Source organism: Enterobacter pseudoroggenkampii (assembly GCF_026420145.1).
GTDB classification, from domain to species: domain Bacteria; phylum Pseudomonadota; class Gammaproteobacteria; order Enterobacterales; family Enterobacteriaceae; genus Enterobacter; species Enterobacter pseudoroggenkampii.
Window position 1 is genome coordinate 131463 of record NZ_JAPMLV010000004.1, and the last position, 18444, is coordinate 149906.

Annotated in this window: 21 protein-coding genes; 15 read left to right on the plus strand and 6 right to left on the minus strand. The window is 56.2% G+C overall.

Translation table 11 applies throughout. The features are described 5' to 3' along the window. The 3 genes from OTG14_RS17600 to OTG14_RS17610 form a co-directional block, all read right to left on the minus strand. On the minus strand, positions 1 to 1416 hold the full coding sequence (locus tag OTG14_RS17600) for a YlbE family protein (protein ID WP_267215525.1): 1416 nt from the start codon (positions 1414 to 1416) through the stop codon (positions 1 to 3). Further along, on the minus strand, positions 1416 to 2957 hold the full coding sequence (gene fdrA / locus OTG14_RS17605) for an acyl-CoA synthetase FdrA (RefSeq protein ID WP_024907674.1): 1542 nt from the start codon (positions 2955 to 2957) through the stop codon (positions 1416 to 1418). The genes OTG14_RS17600 and fdrA overlap by 1 nt, the downstream gene beginning before the upstream one ends. Positions 2958 to 3063: 106 nt before the next feature. Further along, positions 3064 to 3669: an ankyrin repeat domain-containing protein gene (locus tag OTG14_RS17610; protein ID WP_267215526.1), complete on the minus strand. Its 606-nt coding sequence runs from the start codon at positions 3667 to 3669 to the stop codon at positions 3064 to 3066. Between the two features lie 320 nt (positions 3670 to 3989). Here OTG14_RS17610 and OTG14_RS17615 point away from each other — a divergent pair, with 320 nt between their 5' ends. Beyond that, the gene (locus tag OTG14_RS17615) at positions 3990 to 4919 is read left to right on the plus strand and encodes a LysR substrate-binding domain-containing protein (RefSeq protein WP_267215527.1); all 930 of its coding nucleotides are present in this window, start codon (positions 3990 to 3992) and stop codon (positions 4917 to 4919) included. On the opposite strand, the gene OTG14_RS17620 is transcribed toward OTG14_RS17615, so the two are convergent. After that, positions 4916 to 5074 (minus strand): YqaE/Pmp3 family membrane protein, encoded by a 159-nt coding sequence (locus OTG14_RS17620; RefSeq protein ID WP_032645235.1) that lies wholly within the window; start codon positions 5072 to 5074, stop codon positions 4916 to 4918. The genes OTG14_RS17615 and OTG14_RS17620 overlap by 4 nt on opposite strands. Before the next feature lie 181 nt (positions 5075 to 5255). Between OTG14_RS17620 and OTG14_RS17625 the strand changes: the two genes are divergently transcribed. From OTG14_RS17625 to OTG14_RS17635, 3 genes are all read left to right on the plus strand, one after another. Further along, on the plus strand, positions 5256 to 5555 hold the full coding sequence (locus OTG14_RS17625) for an ArsR/SmtB family transcription factor (protein ID WP_048990873.1): 300 nt from the start codon (positions 5256 to 5258) through the stop codon (positions 5553 to 5555). Positions 5556 to 5564: 9 nt separating this feature from the next. After that, positions 5565 to 6086, plus strand: coding sequence for a rhodanese family protein (locus OTG14_RS17630; RefSeq protein WP_267215528.1), 522 nt, complete (start codon positions 5565 to 5567; stop codon positions 6084 to 6086). 79 nt (positions 6087 to 6165) lie between these two features. Beyond that, positions 6166 to 6345, plus strand: coding sequence for a YodC family protein (locus tag OTG14_RS17635; protein ID WP_023308920.1), 180 nt, complete (start codon positions 6166 to 6168; stop codon positions 6343 to 6345). 38 nt (positions 6346 to 6383) lie between these two features. Here OTG14_RS17635 and stpA read toward each other — a convergent pair whose 3' ends face one another. Next, positions 6384 to 6788, minus strand: a complete 405-nt coding sequence (gene stpA / locus OTG14_RS17640; protein WP_024907680.1) for a DNA-binding protein StpA — start codon at positions 6786 to 6788, stop codon at positions 6384 to 6386. 494 nt (positions 6789 to 7282) lie between these two features. On the opposite strand from stpA, the gene alaE reads away from it, so the two are divergent. After that, positions 7283 to 7732, plus strand: a complete 450-nt coding sequence (alaE, locus tag OTG14_RS17645) for an L-alanine exporter AlaE (protein WP_008502567.1) — start codon at positions 7283 to 7285, stop codon at positions 7730 to 7732. 32 nt (positions 7733 to 7764) lie between these two features. Here the strand turns inward: alaE and OTG14_RS17650 are convergent, their stop codons facing one another. Beyond that, positions 7765 to 8109 carry a DUF2002 family protein gene (locus tag OTG14_RS17650; protein ID WP_024907681.1) on the minus strand — a complete coding sequence of 115 codons (345 nt, stop codon included), beginning with the start codon at positions 8107 to 8109 and terminating at the stop codon, positions 7765 to 7767. Between the two features lie 160 nt (positions 8110 to 8269). Between OTG14_RS17650 and OTG14_RS17655 the strand changes: the two genes are divergently transcribed. The 10 genes from OTG14_RS17655 to mprA all read left to right on the plus strand — a co-directional run bounded on the left by OTG14_RS17655 (position 8270) and on the right by mprA (position 18395). Next, positions 8270 to 8596, plus strand: coding sequence for an ElaB/YgaM/YqjD family protein (locus OTG14_RS17655; protein WP_008502569.1), 327 nt, complete (start codon positions 8270 to 8272; stop codon positions 8594 to 8596). Between the two features lie 252 nt (positions 8597 to 8848). Continuing rightward, a complete protein-coding gene (gene nrdH, locus OTG14_RS17660; protein ID WP_008502570.1) occupies positions 8849 to 9088 on the plus strand; it encodes a glutaredoxin-like protein NrdH in 240 nt (79 codons plus the stop codon). Continuing rightward, positions 9085 to 9495 carry a class Ib ribonucleoside-diphosphate reductase assembly flavoprotein NrdI gene (gene nrdI, locus OTG14_RS17665; protein WP_032647987.1) on the plus strand — a complete coding sequence of 137 codons (411 nt, stop codon included), beginning with the start codon at positions 9085 to 9087 and terminating at the stop codon, positions 9493 to 9495. The genes nrdH and nrdI overlap by 4 nt, the downstream gene beginning before the upstream one ends. Further along, on the plus strand, positions 9468 to 11612 hold the full coding sequence (gene nrdE, locus OTG14_RS17670; protein ID WP_267215529.1) for a class 1b ribonucleoside-diphosphate reductase subunit alpha: 2145 nt from the start codon (positions 9468 to 9470) through the stop codon (positions 11610 to 11612). The genes nrdI and nrdE overlap by 28 nt, the downstream gene beginning before the upstream one ends. Before the next feature lie 9 nt (positions 11613 to 11621). After that, entirely contained in the window at positions 11622 to 12581 is a 960-nt protein-coding gene (nrdF, locus tag OTG14_RS17675) for a class 1b ribonucleoside-diphosphate reductase subunit beta (RefSeq protein WP_061714575.1), read from the plus strand. Positions 12582 to 12912: 331 nt separating this feature from the next. Then, a complete protein-coding gene (gene proV, locus OTG14_RS17680) occupies positions 12913 to 14115 on the plus strand; it encodes a glycine betaine/L-proline ABC transporter ATP-binding protein ProV (RefSeq protein WP_024907685.1) in 1203 nt (400 codons plus the stop codon). Beyond that, a complete protein-coding gene (proW, locus tag OTG14_RS17685) occupies positions 14108 to 15175 on the plus strand; it encodes a glycine betaine/L-proline ABC transporter permease ProW (RefSeq protein WP_148768864.1) in 1068 nt (355 codons plus the stop codon). Before proV ends, proW begins: the two co-directional genes overlap by 8 nt. 9 nt (positions 15176 to 15184) lie before the next feature. Beyond that, positions 15185 to 16180 carry a glycine betaine/L-proline ABC transporter substrate-binding protein ProX gene (gene proX / locus OTG14_RS17690; protein WP_024907687.1) on the plus strand — a complete coding sequence of 332 codons (996 nt, stop codon included), beginning with the start codon at positions 15185 to 15187 and terminating at the stop codon, positions 16178 to 16180. A 186-nt stretch (positions 16181 to 16366) separates the two neighbouring features. Next, positions 16367 to 17551, plus strand: a complete 1185-nt coding sequence (locus OTG14_RS17695) for an MFS transporter (RefSeq protein WP_032647999.1) — start codon at positions 16367 to 16369, stop codon at positions 17549 to 17551. Between the two features lie 313 nt (positions 17552 to 17864). Further along, positions 17865 to 18395, plus strand: coding sequence for a transcriptional repressor MprA (mprA, locus tag OTG14_RS17700; protein WP_023333174.1), 531 nt, complete (start codon positions 17865 to 17867; stop codon positions 18393 to 18395). Positions 18396 to 18444 lie beyond the last annotated feature (49 nt).

The window sequence follows — 18444 nt, forward strand, 5'->3', positions numbered from 1 at the left end:
TTATAAAAAGTAGCGATCGCGGAAGGTCAACAGCGCCTTTTCAAAACAGCTAAACGGCGGGTGAACGATGCCCGCCCCAATCATGCCGATGCCCGCGTCTTTGTGGGCAATGGCGGTGTTAATCACCGGCAGAATGCCGCTGCCCGCGACTCTGGTGATGTCGATGGCGGTCGGAACCCCCATAAACGAGAGCAGCGGAATGGTGACGTTCGGGTTTTCGCCGAGGGTGATTTCGCGCATCTGGCGGGAGAAGTCGATAGCTTCCTCCACCGTGCCGCCCACCAGCGCAACGATTGCCGGGGCCGTCGCCATCGCAAAACCGCCGATGCCGTAGGTTTCGGTGATGGCGCTGTCGCCGATATCCAGCCCGGAGTCTTCCGGCTTATAGCCCGCGAACATCGGGCCGATCACCTGCTGCGCCGGGCCGGTGAACCACTGCCCCGGCAGGCCGGAAATGCGCAGGCCAAACTCGTAGCCGTTGCGCGCCATGGTAGTGACCACGGTGCTGTACTCAATCCCGTGAGCGGCGTCCAGCGCGGCCTTACACATCGCCATCCACGTCGGGCCGGAGAAGTAGTCGCTGCTGGCGACAAACTCAAATACCTCGCGCTGCTGCGCCACCGGATAGCCCGCCTGAATCAGCCCCGGCGTCAGCGCCTGGATCAGCAGCGTGGTGCCCGCGTTGTTGCGGTTGTGGCACTCGTCGCCCATGTGCAGCGCCTGGGCCAGCATCAGCCGCAGGTCGATTTCGCCGATAATCTTCATCGCATCGCGCAGCATCGGACCGAGCACGTCGCGCATCCAGTTCAGGCGGTCGATCACGCTCTGGTCGTTGGCCCCCATGCGCAGGATCTTCGCCATCTGCTCGCTGAGGTTGGTGAAGGCGCGGTTGCCGTAGGTTTTGTTCTCAACGATGTGCATAAACATCGACGCGGAGGTGACGCCCGCCATCGAGCCCACGCAGTCGTGCTCGTGGCACGGCGAGAACGTAATATCCCCGGAGGCGGCAAGCCGTGTCGCGTCGTCCAGATCTTTCGCCAGCCCTTCAAACACCAGCGCCCCGGTGACCGCGCCCTTCATCGCGCCGCACATGTTTTCCCAGGAGACAGGCGGACCGGCGTGCAGAATGGTGGTGCGGGTCATCCCCGGCACAACGTTAATCGCCTGGTCATAGCCCACCAGCACCGGATGGGACTGAATAATGCGCTCAAGCGCAAGCTTGTTGGCGGCGGCGATCTTCTCCGCCAGCGGTTTTTCCGCCAGCTGGTCGAGCGCCTCAACGACCTGCATATTGCCCTGCCCCGGCGGCGTCCAGTCGAGCTGGGTGACGGGTACGTGCTGTTTTTTAAGATCGTCGCTGAACATCGCGATGCCGACGTTGATGACGTTCAGCGGCTGGTTGAATAAGGTGGTCATTATGCGTTCTCCCCTTTGCAGACAAATTCGCGTGCCAGTAATCCGGTGTTGGTGCTGCTGCTGGCCCAGATGACGCCTGCGTCGGTCAGCAGCTGGCACTGCTGCGCCAGCGACTGCGGATCCTGGTCGGTACCCAACACGTAGCCGAGGATTTCCAGCGGACGGTTATCGGCTTTCGCGATGGCCTGCGCCTCCTTAATGGCGTCGAGCATCACGCCGACCGGATCCTCGTGCGCGCCGAAGCCCAGCACGAAGTCCATCACGATAACGCCCACCTCCGGGTCGCGGGCCTCCTGCAGTAGGCGGCCGATGCGGTTGGTCGGGTCGATCATCGGGTGCGGCTTGCCGTTGGTGAAGTCGTCGTCGCCAAAGTCGAGGAAGGTATGGGCTTTACTGACGCTGACGTCCTGCAGGCGTTTAGCGGGATCCGGCTGGATATTGCTGTAGACGTCGTCGAATTTCGCTAGCGCCGCGAACATCGCCTCGTCGCACAGGGTGCCGCCGCAGAACAGGCCGCGAATGTACTTCTGCTGCGGAGTCAGGCGGGCGCGCACTTCTTCAATCAAAGGCCAGTTGAGCGGATGCAGATCAAGGGACTCTTTTTTGATGCCGGTGAGCAGGACCGCCTTCAGGGCTGCCTCTTTGGTGCCGCGCGCAAACTGCAGGCCGTCCTCATCGGCGGGCGGTTCGCTGCGCCCGAGGAAGCAAACAACCACCGGCTTGCGGCAGGCGCGGGCGCGGGCCAGCACCTTTTCTGCCACGGCAGGCGCCGCTGGTTTGGAGATCAGCGCAATCACCTCTGTGCCCTCGTCGGCTTCCAGCATGTCGATGGCGTCGAGCATCATCAGACCGCCAATTTTCTCGCTGAGATCGCGCCCGCCGGTGCCAATCAGCTGCGATACGCCGCCGCCGAATTCGTGAATGCGCACGCTCAACTCCTGGCTGCCGGTGCCGGATGCGCCGACGATGCCAATCGAGCCGCGGCGCACCGCGTTAGCAAAGCACAGCCCCGCGCCGTTGATGATGGCGGTGCCACAGTCCGGCCCCATCATCAGCAGCCCTTTCTGGTGCGCCAGCTGCTTCAGCGCCAGCTCGTCGTTGAGCGACACGTTATCGGAGAAGAGCATTACGTTGAGATCGTTTTCCAGCGCCTGACGCGCCTCGCGGGCGGCGAAGGTGCCGTTGACGGAAATCACCGCAAGGTTGCTGTCCGGGCGATGGGTTTTGGCACTGGCAATCGTCGCGTAGCGAGCTTCATGGGAACCTGCGCTCTCTTTACGCGTGAACAGCGCTTCAATAGCGGCCAGCGTTTCATCATTCGCCGCGTCGCCTTTAATCACGATCATCAGGTCGCCGTTTTTGGCTTCCGCTAATTCCGGCGTTAATAGCCCGAGGTTTTTTAATACGCCTTTATTCATCTCCGTCGCCATGGCCACAAACGCCTGGTCGACGCCCGGCAATTTATTGGCTTTGGTGGAAACGGACATTAATGACACCGAATCAAAATACGTATTCTTTTTTATAACGATTTTGGTTGGCATTGTTTTCTCCTGAATACGGATAAAAGGGGGCCGCCGTCGTGCAAAATGCACGTCGGTAAAAATACTTTTGAATTAACGGCCAGCCGGAAATGACTGGCCGAATGCGCTATGCGCCTGCCGCCAGCAGCAGGTCAGCAATCTCAGTGAAGCCTTTCTCCCGCGCCAGCTCGAGCGGGGTTTTGCCGTATTTGTCGGTCATGTGCGGGTTCGCGCCGTGATCCAGCAGCAGCTTCACGATCGCCTGCTGCTTTGCGCCGCCGTCGTTTAGGACGATGGCTTCCAGCAGCGGCGTCCAGCCAACAAAGTTGGTGTGGTTGACGTTGATATCGGTTTTTTCCAGCAGCTCGCGTACGATCTCCACGTGCCCTTTTTCACTGGCTGGCGTAATGCCCACGCCGCCAAAGCGCGTCAGGCGGTCGAGATCCGGGTTCGCGGGCAATACCAGCCGCAGGAGAGTTAAATCATTCGTCAGGCAGCTAATGAGGAAAGGGTTAAAGCAGGTCTGGTCCTGTTTATCAATATCCGCTCCGGCGGCAATTAATAACTCTACGCAGGTATAATGTTTTTTCAGGCTGGCAATAATAACGGCGGTTCTTTTCTGGCGGTTGGTGGCGTTAATATCCACGCCTTTCTCCAGACAGGCTTTTAGCGCATCGCTATTGCCCTCCTCTGCCGCCAGCAGAAATTCAGTAACGAGTTCAGTTGCAGACATATTCAGACTCCTGATGTTTTTATTTCTGTTGACCTGAGAATAGCAACAGCCTGGTCATAAAAGAATCCGCTTAAAAATGATTCATCGACAGCCAATTCATTGTTGAGTTAAATTCAACAAACCGGTCAAAACGTGCGTCTGTGCAACCTTTTTCTTATGTTTATCCGCTTTTTAGCGCTCGAGACTGCATTATGCTTATGCCTGAGGAAGCCTTACGCACCAGGGCTTTCAGCAAAGAGTCAGAACTGTGATCGGCTTCAAATGCGTTGTAACAACGCTGTTAAAATATGTTCAAAACTGATGACTGACGGGAGTGAGATATGAATTCCATCTTTACCGAAGAGAACCTGCTGGCCTTTACTACCGCCGCACGCTTCGGCAGCTTCAGCAAAGCCGCCGCCGAGCTGGGCGTCACCACGTCCGCCATCAGCTACACCATTAAGCGCATGGAGACCGGGCTGGACGTGGTGCTGTTTGTGCGTAACACGCGCAGCATTGAGCTGACCGAGTCCGGCTTTTACTTTTACCGTAAGGCCACCGACCTGCTTAACGACTTTCACGCCATCAAGCGCGGGATTGATACCATCTCACAGGGCATCGAGGCGCGGGTGCGCATCTGTATTAACCAGCTGTTGTATACGCCGCGCCATACCGCGCGGCTTCTGCAGGTGCTGAAAAAACAGTTTCCCACCTGCCAGATCACCTTCACCACCGAGGTCTATAACGGCGTGTGGGACTCCATCATCAACAACCAGGCCAATATCGCCATCGGCGCACCGGACACGCTGCTCGACGGCGGCGGGATTGACTACACCGAGATAGGCGCCATCCGCTGGGTCTTTGCCATCGCGCCGGAACACCCGCTGGCCTTCGTCCCGGAACCGATAGCGGAGAGCCAGCTGCGCCTGTACCCCAACATCATGGTGGAAGATACTGCGCACACCATTAACAAGAAGGTCGGCTGGCTGCTGCACGGACAGGAAGCCATTCTGGTGCCGGACTTTAATACCAAATGCCAGTGTCAGATCCTGGGCGAAGGGATAGGTTTTTTACCGGAGTATATGGCGCGGGAAGCGGTGGAAGACGGGCTGCTGGTGACGCGGCGTATCAATAACCCGCGTCAGGACTCGCGCATGCTGCTCGCCACGCAGCATGCCGCGACCGGCCAGGTCACGCGCTGGATCAAACAGCAGTTTGGCCCCCAGGGCGTGCTGACCGGGATCTACAGCGACTTACTCTGGCGCGCTTAGTTCTTACTCTGAACCCAAAAGGCATGGATAAGACCCGGGATGTAGCCCAGCAGCGTCAGAATAATGTTGATAATAAACGCCCAGCCGAAACCTTTGCCCAACAGCACGCCCAGCGGCGGCAACAGGATGGTAAAAACAATACGCCAAAAACCCATATCAAAACTCCGTGCAAGCTAATCCATTGAAAATAATAAAGAGAACTATCTCTAAGCATAGCCAGTTTACCTGTCTGCGCCAGTTCTCTCCCCTGCGTTTACCCTCTTTTACGCTTTTGACGCTGGCGTAATGCGCATAATTACTTTAGCATTATCTTAATTAAGCAAATACTAAACTATCATGACCGAACTCGAACAGCTTCAGGCCAGCGCAGAGCAGGCCGCAAACCTTTTAAAAGCGATGAGCAACCCGCGTCGACTGCTGATCCTCTGCACCCTGTGCGGCGCCCCCGGCACCAGCGCGGGGGAACTGGCCCGCGCGACGGGGCTAAGTCCTTCCGCCACGTCGCAGCATCTGGCGCGCATGCGTGATGAAGGTCTTATCGACAGCACCCGCGACGCGCAGCGCATTCTCTATTTCATTAAAAACGATGCGGTGCATCAGCTCATCAGCACCCTGAAAACCCTTTATTGCCCGTAAGGAGCCGCCATGTCACTTCCCCTTATTTCACCGCGCGAGGCCAGCGCCCGCATCGCTGAAGGCGCAAAACTGATTGATATTCGTGATGCCGACGAGTACGCCCGCGAGCATATTCCCGCCGCGCAGCCCGTGCCGCTGGATACCTTCCCCGGCGGTCTTAACGTGCAGGCGGGGGATACGGTGATTTTTCACTGCCAGTCTGGTGCCCGCACCTCAGGCAATGCCGACCGCCTTGCGCGGGCCGCCGCGCCCGCTCAGGCATTTGTGGTCGAAGGGGGCATTCAGGGCTGGAAGCAGGCCGGGCTGCCGACCGTCGAAGACAAATCCCAGCCGCTGCCGCTGATGCGTCAGGTGCAAATTGCTGCCGGGCTGCTCATTCTCTGCGGCGTGGTGCTGGGCTATAGCGTCTCCGGCGCTTTTTTCCTGCTCAGCGGTTTTGTCGGAGCCGGGCTGCTGTTCGCCGGTGTGACGGGCTTTTGCGGTATGGCGCGACTGCTCAGGGTAATGCCCTGGAACCGGCGTACCTCATAAGCAGTAATCGCTGAAATATGCTGTACCCGGCGTCAGGCGTGGGCTAAGGTGAAGATCGCTAAAACGATGAGGAGGTAATATGTTTTCTGTCGGTGATTATGTGCAACCGCGTAAAGGCGGCCCGAAACTGAAAGTGCTCGAAGTGAACGGTGACAGCATTGTGGCGGTTCAGGCCAGCAATGAGCAAGGCGAGAAATATACTCTGAAAGCTGCCGATGTGGCGCCGTATACCGAAGAAGGCGATTTCGGCGTCTGCTGAACAGCCAGCCGGGCGGCGTGTACCGCCCGGCTCACCTGTCAGATCAGAAAATCATCCAGCGATTTACCGTTTGCCAGCGCGTTGGCAATAGGCTTCGGCGTGCGGCCCTGGCCGGTCCACGTTTTCTCTTCACCGTTCTGGTCAATAAAACGATATTTTGCTTCACGCGGCTTGCGCTTTTTCGCTGGATTACCCGTCAGCGCCCTTTCAGAGCCCAGAAGGTCAGTCGGTGAAATACCATCGGCTTTCATCAGTTCCAGCAGGGCATTAATTTTTTCCTGCTGTTCAGCACGCTGCTGCTCTAATTCCGCCAGCTCACTCCGTTTCTCTTCAGTAACGACCCTGACCTTTTCCAGCGTTTCCTCAAGAACGTCCAGGGATAATTCACGCGCCATGGCGCGCAGAGTTCGGATATTATTAAGATTCTGTAACGTCAAAGACATATTATTTGAAAACCTTCTCTTTAGGGTAAATAGATAAATCGTCGACAGAATAATTCATTTCCGCTGAAATATCTACCCGTGGGGGCGCCATGCCTGTAGGGTAAATATGTTTAAAAATCACTGCGAATATTATCGTATAACGCCTGCGGGATATGCATGGATTCAATCATCGCATCAATATAAATGGTCAGCTTTAATCAAAATTTCAGCATTCTACGCCTCGCACAAGAGGAACGATTCCCCCCCTGGCGCCATAAACACCAACCATCTGATTTACCTGAAAAAACAGCCAATCGAGACAGATTATAACGAACCGGATAAAAAACAATCACTTTTAGAGAATTTTGTGGACAAAAGGCGATTAAATAAAAATTAATCACTAGTTGTTAGTTCAAACACAGAGATATACGCTATACACGTCAAGCAAACCAACCTAAAGCACTAATCGCTTCAGGAAAATCGTTTCTTTTGTGTTCTTCTCAAGGAGTTCAGACATGTTCTCACCGCAATCACGCCTTCGCCATGCCGTGGCGGATACTTTCGCGATGGTTGTCTACTGTTCCGTTGTGAACATGCTGATCGAAATATTCCTCTCCGGAATGTCCTTCGAGCAGTCACTTTCTTCTCGTCTGGTGGCGATCCCGGTCAATATAATTATTGCATGGCCTTACGGCTTATACCGCGATGCCGTCATGCGTTTTGCGCGTCGTATCAGCCCCGCAGGCTGGGTGAAAAACCTGGCGGACGTCCTGGCCTATGTGACGTTCCAGTCGCCGGTTTACGTGGCCATTCTGCTGACAGTGGGTGCAGACTGGCACCAGATCGCTGCGGCGGTCAGTTCGAATATTGTGATTTCAATGCTGATGGGTGCGGTTTACGGCTATTTCCTCGACTACTGCCGCCGCCTGTTTAAAGTCAGCCAGTACAGTCAGGCAAAAGCGTGATGTGAAGCGACTGGCGCACGCCAGTCGCGAATTTACTGTACGTCGCCAAACAGTCCCTTCAAAAACCGCTCCAGCGCCATGCGTGAGCTGAAGCCATGCGGAATACCATAATGCTCATGCCGTTCACCGCCCAAATAGAGCGGAAATTGCTGATAGTGATCGCAGGTTTTAATATCCGAGGCAGGCTCAGCAAATGACAGACTTCTGTCTTTCAGCGTCGGGTGAATAATGAGAGCGGTACGTCCCATTCTTGCTTCACGATTAACGTAAACATAATTATCGCCACGGCGATATCCATACGCTTTTGGTGTCACCTCATCCATGGTGAATCCCTCTTTTTCAAGAACGCGCGCCACCTCATCAGGTCGTAAATACATATCTTTTCCTCGTTATCTTTTCCTGCCCGGCAACCTTACAGTATTCAGCATTAGCAGGGCTTTCAGAATAATCCATAAACTGCCGGATAACGCGTGATGCGCTTCAGATATTAAATTTCTGAACTAAACTGAACGGGAACACAAAATTACGGAGGATCGTATGTTTAACAGACCGAACCGAAACGATATTAATGACGACGCTCAGGATATTCGTAATGATGTCAGCCAATTAGCGGACACGCTCGAAGAGGTGCTGAAGTCCTGGGGAAGTGACGCGAAGGACGAAGCGGATGCCGCAAAACGTAAGGCTCAGTCTCTGCTCCGTGAAACCCGCGCACGCTTAAACGGCCGCACGCGTACGACACAGGCTGCCTGCGATGCGGTTAGCTGCGCAACGACCTTCGTGCGCGAGAAACCGCTCTGTACGCTCGGCACGGTAGCGGCCGTCGGTATCTTTGTGGGCGCTCTGCTTAGCCTGCGTAAATAACCCGCTCACGCACCGTTATCTGCCCCGGTGGCCAATGGCTGCCGGGGCTTTTCTTTGCCTTCTCGCCTGTAAAACCCGTATAGCCTGCCCTGCCCCGCTGTGCTCATCATCGGGACAACATCAATCTAAATTTCCCATATCTTGTATGGTTGAAACTTAAGATAACTACATCTAGTATTCCTTTTAGCAAGACACACACAACCTGACGCGATGACTCGCGCCGTTCTCTCATTTTAAATGGAAATACGAATCATGAGCATTATTATTTACACTCGTAACGATTGTGTTCAGTGCCACGCGACCAAACGGGCAATGGAAAGCCGCGGCGTGGCGTTTGAGATGGTGAATATTGACCAGCAGCCCGAGGCCGCCGATACCCTTCGCGCGCAGGGTTTCCGTCAGCTTCCGGTGGTGGTGGCCGGGGAGACCAGCTGGTCTGGCTTCCGCCCGGACATGATCAACCGCATCGCCGCGCAGGCCGCCCGGGCATGAGTGGGCTGGTGTTCTTCTCCAGTAGCTCGGAAAACACGCTCCGCTTTATTGAGCGCGTCGGGCTGCCTGCGGTGCGCATTCCCCTTAACGAGCGGGAGCGGATCCGGGTAGAGGAACCTTACATTCTGGTGGTGCCCAGCTATGGCGGAGGCGGTACGGCGGGCGCTGTGCCTCGCCAGGTGATCCGCTTTCTGAACGATCCCCATAACCGGGAGCTGATCCGCGGCGTCATTGCGGCGGGGAATCGCAATTTCGGCGATGCCTTTGGCCGCGCCGGAGATGTCATCTCTCAAAAGTGCGGCGTGCCGTATCTCTATCGCTTTGAGCTGATGGGGACGCAGCAGGACGTCGAAAACGTGCGTAAAGGAGTGAACGAATTTTGGCAACGACAACCGCAGAACGGGTAATGCAGGCGACGCCGGATTACCACGCATTAAACGCCATGCTTAACCTCTATGACCGGGAGGGACGCATTCAGTTTAATAAAGACCGTGAGGCGGTGGATGCCTTTTTTGCCGCCCACGTGCGGCCCAACAGCGTGACTTTTGCAAGCCAGAATGAATGTCTCGACTATCTGGTTAACGAGGGCTACTACGACGCGCGCGTCCTCACCCGCTATGAACGCGCCTTCGTCGTGAAGCTGTTTGAACGCGCCCATGCCAGCGGCTTTCGTTTCCAGACGTTCCTTGGCGCGTGGAAATACTACACCAGCTATACCCTGAAGACCTTCGACGGTAAACGCTACTTAGAAAGCTTTGAAGACCGCGTGGTGATGGTCGCGCTGACCCTGGCGCAGGGCGATGAAGCGCTAGCGGAACAGCTCACCGACGAGATCCTCTCCGGACGCTTCCAGCCCGCCACGCCAACCTTTCTCAACTGCGGCAAGGCCCAGCGCGGTGAGCTGGTTTCCTGCTTCCTGCTGCGCATCGAAGACAATATGGAGTCGATTGGCCGCGCGGTGAACTCGGCGCTGCAGCTTTCCAAACGCGGCGGCGGCGTGGCGTTTCTGCTCTCTAACCTGCGTGAAGCGGGCGCGCCGATCAAGCGCATCGAAAACCAGTCCTCCGGCGTGATCCCGGTGATGAAGATGCTGGAAGATGCGTTCTCCTACGCCAACCAGCTTGGCGCGCGCCAGGGCGCGGGCGCGGTTTACCTGCACGCGCACCATCCGGACATTCTGCGTTTTCTCGATACCAAACGCGAAAACGCCGACGAAAAAATCCGTATCAAAACCCTGTCGCTGGGGGTGGTGATCCCGGATATCACCTTTAAGCTCGCCAAAGAGAATGCCGAGATGGCGCTCTTCTCGCCGTATGACATCGAGCGAATTTACGGCAAGGCCTTTGGCGACGTGGCCATCAGCGAGCTCTACGACGAACTGGTGGCCGACGATCGCATTCGCAAAAAAACCATCAACGCCCGCGATTTCTTCCAGACGCTTGCCGAAATTCAGTTTGAGTCCGGCTATCCGTACATCATGTTTGAGGATACGGTGAACCGCGCGAACCCGATTGCCGGGCGCATCAACATGAGCAACCTGTGCTCGGAGATTTTGCAGGTCAATAGCGCGTCAGCCTACGACGAAAACCTGGACTACGCAGAGATCGGCAAAGACATCTCCTGCAACCTCGGGTCGCTGAATATCGCCCACACCATGGATTCACCCGACTTTGGCCGCACGATAGAAACCGCCATTCGCGGGCTGACGGCGGTGTCGGACATGAGCCACATCCGCAGCGTGCCGTCTATTGAAGCGGGCAACGCCGCGTCGCACGCCATCGGGCTGGGGCAGATGAACCTCCACGGCTATCTGGCGAGGGAAGGCATCGCCTACGGCAGTCCGGAAGGACTGGACTTCACCAACCTCTATTTTTACACCGTCACCTGGCACGCGCTGCACACCTCAATGATGCTGGCGCGCGAGCGCGACCAGCGCTTCGCGGGCTTTGAGCAGTCCCGCTACGCCAGCGGGGAATATTTCAGCCAGTATCTGGAAGGCGACTGGCAGCCGAAAACCGAAAAAGTGCGCGAACTGTTTGCTCGCGCGGGGTTTACCCTCCCGACGCGTGAGATGTGGCAGCAGCTGCGTGACGACGTGATGCGCTACGGCATCTACAACCAGAACCTGCAGGCGGTGCCGCCAACCGGTTCGATCTCCTATATCAATCACGCCACCTCGAGCATTCACCCGATCGTATCGAAAATTGAAATTCGCAAAGAAGGCAAAACCGGGCGCGTTTACTACCCTGCCCCGTTTATGACCAATGAGAACCTAGCGCTCTATCAGGACGCGTATGAGATCGGGCCGGAAAAAATCATCGATACCTACGCGGAGGCGACAAAACACGTGGATCAGGGGCTGTCGCTGACGCTGTTCTTCCCGGATACCGCCACCACGCGGGATATCAACAGAGCGCAGATCTACGCCTGGAAGAAAGGCATCAAAACGCTCTACTACATTCGCCTGCGCCAGCTCGCGCTGGAAGGCACCGAAATTGAAGGCTGCGTGTCCTGCGCGCTGTAAGGAGAAAGGATGAAACTGTCACGCGTGAGTGCCGTTAACTGGAACAAAATCCAGGACGACAAAGACCTGGAGGTGTGGAACCGCCTGACCAGCAACTTCTGGCTGCCGGAAAAGGTCCCGCTCTCCAACGATATTCCGGCCTGGCAAACGCTGAGCCACGCCGAGCAGCAGCTGACGATCCGCGTTTTTACCGGCCTGACGCTGCTGGATACCATTCAAAATACCGTCGGCGCACCGGCTCTGATGAGTGACGCGCTGACGCCGCACGAAGAGGCGGTGATGTCGAACATCAGCTTTATGGAGGCGGTGCACGCCCGCTCCTACAGCTCGATTTTCTCCACCTTGTGCCAGACCAAAGACGTGGACGCGGCCTATGCCTGGAGTGAAGCGAGCGAGTCATTGCAGAGAAAAGCGGAGCTGGTGCTGACGTATTATCGGGCCGACGAGCCGCTGAAGAAGAAGATCGCCAGCGTGTTTCTGGAATCGTTCCTCTTCTATTCCGGGTTCTGGCTGCCCATGTACTGGTCGAGCCGGGGCAAGCTCACCAACACCGCCGATTTGATTCGGCTCATCATTCGTGATGAAGCGGTGCACGGGTATTACATCGGCTATAAGTATCAGAAAGGGCTGGAGAAAGTCAGCGAGGCAAAGCGCGAGGAGCTTAAAGGCTTTGCGCTCGATTTGCTGATGGATCTGTACGACAACGAGCTGAGCTATACCGAGGAACTGTACGCCGGCACCGGCTGGGAGGACGACGTGAAGGCCTTCCTCTGCTACAACGCCAACAAGGCGCTGATGAACCTGGGCTACGACGCGCTTTTCCCACCGGAGATGGCGGAGGTGAACCCGGCGATTCTGGCCGCGCTGTCGCCCAATGCCGACGAAAACCACGATTTCTTCTCCGGGTCGGGCTCATCGTACGTGATGGGCAAAGCGGTGGAAACCGAGGATGAAGACTGGGATTTTTAATGAACGTTAACGTTCGTTAATTTAATATAAACCCAACAATTTCCTCTCTAATATTTACAAAGCAACTACACTGTCATTTCCGAGTCATATTCGCCTGAATCATTCCGATCCAGGCGAAATTCCCCGATGCAGCAGCAAAAAATTGAGAAAAATTCAAAACGCTCTCAGCCCTTTATTCATGGGAAATTCAGCCGTTTCGCTTCCCTTAAAATTCACGTCATAAGCAAACCCAGGGTTGTCTCAGATTCTCAGTATGTTAGGGTTATGCCCGTTAACAATTTACCATGGTAATCATATCGACATAAACAAATAACAGGACACTCTCTATTGCATGGCAATTAAATTAGAAGTGAAAAATCTTTATAAAGTATTTGGCGAGCATCCGCAGCGCGCATTCAAATATATTGAAAAAGGCCTTACGAAAGAGCAAATTCTGGAAAAAACCGGGCTATCGCTTGGCGTTAAAGACGCCAGTCTGGCCATTGAAGAAGGCGAGATTTTTGTCATCATGGGATTATCCGGTTCGGGTAAATCCACTATGGTTCGCCTTCTCAATCGCCTGATTGAACCCACCCGCGGGCAGGTGCTGATTGACGGCGTGGATATCGCCAGAATATCAGACGCTGAGCTTCGCGAGGTGCGCAGAAAGAAGATCGCAATGGTGTTCCAGTCATTCGCGCTAATGCCGCACATGACGGTACTGGATAATACCGCCTTCGGCATGGAATTAGCCGGCACGCCGGCTCAGGAACGTCAGGAAAAAGCCCTTGATGCATTGCGTCAGGTCGGGCTGGAAAATTATGCGCATGCGTACCCGGATGAACTTTCCGGCGGTATGCGTCAGCGCGTTGGATTAGCCCGCGCATTAGCCATTAATCCAGATATTTTATTAATGGATGAAGCCTTCTCCGCCCTCGATCCGTTAATTCGCACCGAGATGCAGGATGAGCTGGTAAAATTACAGGCTAAACATCAGCGAACCATTGTCTTTATTTCCCACGATCTGGATGAAGCCATGCGTATTGGCGACCGTATTGCCATTATGCAAAACGGTGAAGTGGTGCAGGTCGGCACGCCGGATGAAATTCTCAATAATCCGGCGAACGATTATGTCCGCACCTTCTTCCGCGGCGTGGATATTAGCCAGGTCTTTAGCGCCAAAGATATTGCCCGTCGAACGCCGAACGGCATTATTCGTAAAACCCCAGGTTTCGGCCCGCGCTCGGCGCTTAAGCTGCTGCAGGACGAAGACCGTGAATACGGTTATCTGGTTGAACGCGGCAATAAATTTGTTGGCGTTGTCTCCATCGACTCCCTGAAAACCGCGCTTGGCGAAAACCGGGGAATCGATGCGGCGTTAATTGACGCTCCGCTTGCAGTGGACGCCGAAACGCCGCTCAGCGAGTTGCTCTCTCACGTAGGGCAGGCGCCGTGCGCCGTGCCGGTCGTGGGCGAGGAACAACAGTACGTCGGCATCATCTCAAAACGGATGCTGCTGCAGGCTTTAGATCGCGAGGGGGCAAACAATGGCTGATCAATCAAACCCGTGGGGCACCACTGAAGCAGCGGACAGCGCTGCGCAATCCGCCGACGCGTGGGGTTCCACGCCAGCCCCAGCCGACGGCGGCGCGGCAGACTGGCTGAACAGCGCACCCGCGCCTGCGCCAGAACACTTCAACATCATGGATCCGTTCCATAAAACGCTGATCCCGCTGGACAGCTGGGTGACGGAGGGGATCGACTGGGTGGTCACGCACTTCCGTCCGGTTTTCCAGGGGATCCGCATCCCGGTGGATTACATCCTGAACGGCTTCCAGCAGTTGATGCTGGGCATGCCGGCGCCGGTCGCCATTATCCTGTTCTCTCTGATCGCCTGGCAGTTTGGCAGCGCCGGGATGGGGGTCGCCACGCTGATTTCGCTGATTGCCATTGGCGCGATTGGCGCGTGGTCGCAGGCGATGATCACCCTGGCACTGGTGCTGACCGCCCTGCTCTTCTGCATTGTCATCGGCCTGCCGATGGGGATCTGGCTGGCGCGCAGCCCGCGGGCAGCGAAGATTATCCGTCCGCTGCTGGATGCAATGCAGACCACCCCGGCGTTCGTCTATCTGGTGCCTATCGTGATGCTGTTCGGCATCGGCAACGTGCCGGGCGTGGTGGTCACTATTATCTTTGCCCTGCCGCCGATTATTCGTCTGACCATTCTCGGGATCAACCAGGTGCCTGCGGACCTGATCGAAGCGTCACGCTCGTTCGGTGCCAGCCCGCGCCAGATGCTGTTTAAGGTTCAGCTCCCGCTGGCCATGCCAACCATCATGGCGGGCGTTAACCAGACGCTGATGCTGGCACTCTCAATGGTGGTGATTGCCTCGATGATCGCCGTTGGTGGTCTCGGTCAGATGGTGCTGCGCGGCATTGGCCGCCTCGACATGGGGCTGGCCACCGTCGGCGGCGTCGGCATCGTGATCCTCGCCATTATTCTTGACCGCCTGACTCAGGCCGTCGGTCGTGATTCACGCAGTCGCGGCAACCGTCGCTGGTATACCACCGGCCCTGTCGGGTTACTCACCCGCCCTTTCACGAAGTCAAAATAAGGAACAACGATGCGACATAACGTACTTTTTGCCACAGCGTTTGCCACCCTTGTCTCCACCAGCACCTTCGCGGCTGACCTGCCGGGCAAAGGCATTACCGTGCAGCCGGTGCAGAGCACCATTTCGGAAGAGAGCTTCCAGACGCTGATCGTCAGCCGCGCGCTGGAGAAGCTGGGCTACACGGTCAACACGCCGAGCGAAGTGGATTACAACGTGGGCTACACTTCGATTGCTTCCGGTGACGCCACCTTCACCGCGGTGAACTGGCAGCCGCTGCACGACGATATGTATGCCGCCGCCGGTGGCGACAAGAAATTCTACCGCGAAGGCACCTTCGTGACCGGCGCGGCGCAGGGTTATCTGATCGACAAGAAAACCGCCGATAAGTACCATATCACCAACATTGAACAGCTGAAAGATCCGAAGATCGCCAAACTGTTCGACACCAACGGTGACGGCAAGGCCGACATGATGGGCTGCTCGCCGGGCTGGGGCTGTGAAGCGGTGATTAATCACCAGAACAAAGCCTTCGATCTGGCGAAAACGGTCGACGTGAGCCACGGCAACTATTCTGCGATGATGGCCGACACCATTGCCCGCTTCAAAGAGGGTAAACCGGTGATCTACTACACCTGGACGCCGTACTGGGTGAGCGACGTGCTGAAGCCGGGTAAAGACGTAGTGTGGCTGCAGGTGCCGTTCTCCTCCCTGCCGGGCGAGCAGAAAGACATCGACACCAGGCTGCCGAACGGCATGAACTACGGCTTCCCGGTGAACACCATGCATATCGTGGCGAACAAAGCCTGGGCCGAGAAAAACCCGGCAGCGGCGAAGCTGTTCTCGGTGATGAAGCTGCCGCTGGCGGACATCAACGCCCAGAACGCGATGATGCACGCGGGTAAATCCTCCGAAGCGGATGTGAAAGGCCACGTGGACGGCTGGATCAAAGCCCACCAGCAGCAGTTTGACGGCTGGGTGAAAGAGGCGCTTGCGGCGCAGAAGTAAAAACAACCCCCTGCCCCTCACCCTAACCCTCTCCCCTTTGGGGAGAGGGCTGGGGTGAGGGGGCACCAGACCGCACCATCCCCCTAAACCGCACAATCCATCACCCAACAATCCCCCAACATTCACAATCATTAGCTATTATGGTTTCCGGAAAAATAATCACTCAACTAACGATTCCTGAAACTAATGACAAAAACCACTCAAGGGCTTAGCCCCGCACTCATCCTTTTAATGTCCGTGGCAACGGGTCTGGCGGTCGCCAGCAACTATTACGCGCAGCCTCTTCTCGACACCATCGCCCGCGCGTTCAATCTCTCCGCCAGCTCCGCAGGCTTTATCGTTACCGCTGCACAGCTCGGCTATGCCGCCGGACTGCTGTTCCTGGTGCCGCTCGGCGATATGTTTGAACGCCGAATGCTGATCGTCTCCATGACCCTGCTGGCCGCCGGTGGGATGCTGATCACCGCCAGCAGCCAGTCGCTGACGATGATGATCGTCGGTACCGCGCTAACGGGGCTGTTCTCCGTGGTGGCGCAAATCCTGGTCCCGCTCGCCGCGACCCTCGCCTCCCCGGAAAAACGCGGCAAGGTGGTGGGCACCATCATGAGCGGCCTGCTGCTGGGGATTTTGCTGGCGCGTACCGTTGCCGGGCTGCTGGCAAGCCTCGGCGGCTGGCGCACCGTATACTGGGTAGCGAGCGTACTGATGGTCATCATGGCGCTGGCGCTGTGGCGCGGGCTGCCAAAAGTGAAGCAGGAAAACCACCTGAACTATCCTCAACTGCTGGCCTCCGTTTTCAGTCTGTTCACCCAGGATAAGCTTCTGCGTACCCGCGCCCTGCTGGGCTGTTTCACCTTCGCCAACTTCAGCATTCTGTGGACGTCGATGGCGTTTCTGCTTGCAGCTCCGCCGTTCAATTATTCCGAAGGGGTGATTGGCCTGTTCGGTCTGGCCGGTGCCGCAGGCGCACTGGGCGCACGTCCCGCAGGCGGGCTGGCCGACAAGGGTAAATCCCACCTGACCACCTCCGCAGGGCTGATTTTACTTCTGCTCTCCTGGGCGGCAATCTGGTACGGGCACGTCTCGGTGCTGGCGCTGATCGTCGGCATCCTGGTGCTCGATCTCACCGTTCAGGGCGTTCACATCACCAATCAGACCGTCATCTATCGCGTGAAGCCAGAGGCGCGTAACCGCCTGACGGCCGGTTACATGACCAGCTACTTCATTGGCGGCGCGGCGGGTTCGCTCATTTCAGCGTCGGCGTGGCAGCATGCAGGCTGGTCGGGGGTATGTGCGATCGGGGCCATCGTCGCCACCCTTAACCTGCTAGTATGGTGGCGTGGTTACCATCGCCAGGATGCAATTCACTAAGTTTTACATTGCGTTGGCCTCTTAGGGTGTTAAGAGGCCTTTCACTCTGTTAATGTAAACGTAATCATTTATCCCAGAAATTTTAATGTGGGTGACATATTTACAATCGGCATGAATAGTTCAGACCCCCGTCCTCACATCCTCTCTTCAGTGGGTTCACACCCTACGCTTTCTGTGCTCACCGGGTCACGGACTTACCCGGCGCTTTCTGATGGTGACATTAATTTGGCGGATATAACCGCACAAATAATTCATTTACATTATTTGTCACTATCGTTACTATATCGGCTGTAATTAATGAGGTTATGCCCAAATGGATAGTTCGTTTACGCCCATTGAACAAATGCTTAAATTCCGCGCCAGTCGCCATGAGGACTTCCCGTACCAGGAAATCCTGCTGACTCGCCTGTGCATGCACATGCAGGGTAAGCTACTGGAAAACCGTAATAAAATGCTGAAAGCTCAAGGGATTAACGAGACGTTGTTTATGGCGTTGATTACGCTGGAGTCTCAGGAAAATCACAGCATTCAGCCTTCCGAACTGAGCTGCGCGCTGGGCTCTTCCCGTACCAATGCGACCCGTATTGCCGATGAACTCGAAAAGCGTGGCTGGATTGAGCGCCGTGAAAGCGACAACGATCGCCGCTGCCTGCATCTGCAACTGACCGATAAAGGTCACCAGTTCCTGCGCGAGGTGCTGCCACCTCAGCACAATTGCCTGCACAAACTCTGGTCTGTCCTCAGCACCGCCGAGCGCGACCAGCTTGAGCACATCACTCGCAAGCTGCTCACCCGTCTTGACCAGATGGATGAAGACGGCGCCGTTCTTGAGGCGCTGCGCTAACGCGACGACACGCTCACCATTCCAGATTCATAAGAAAACCGACAGGCCA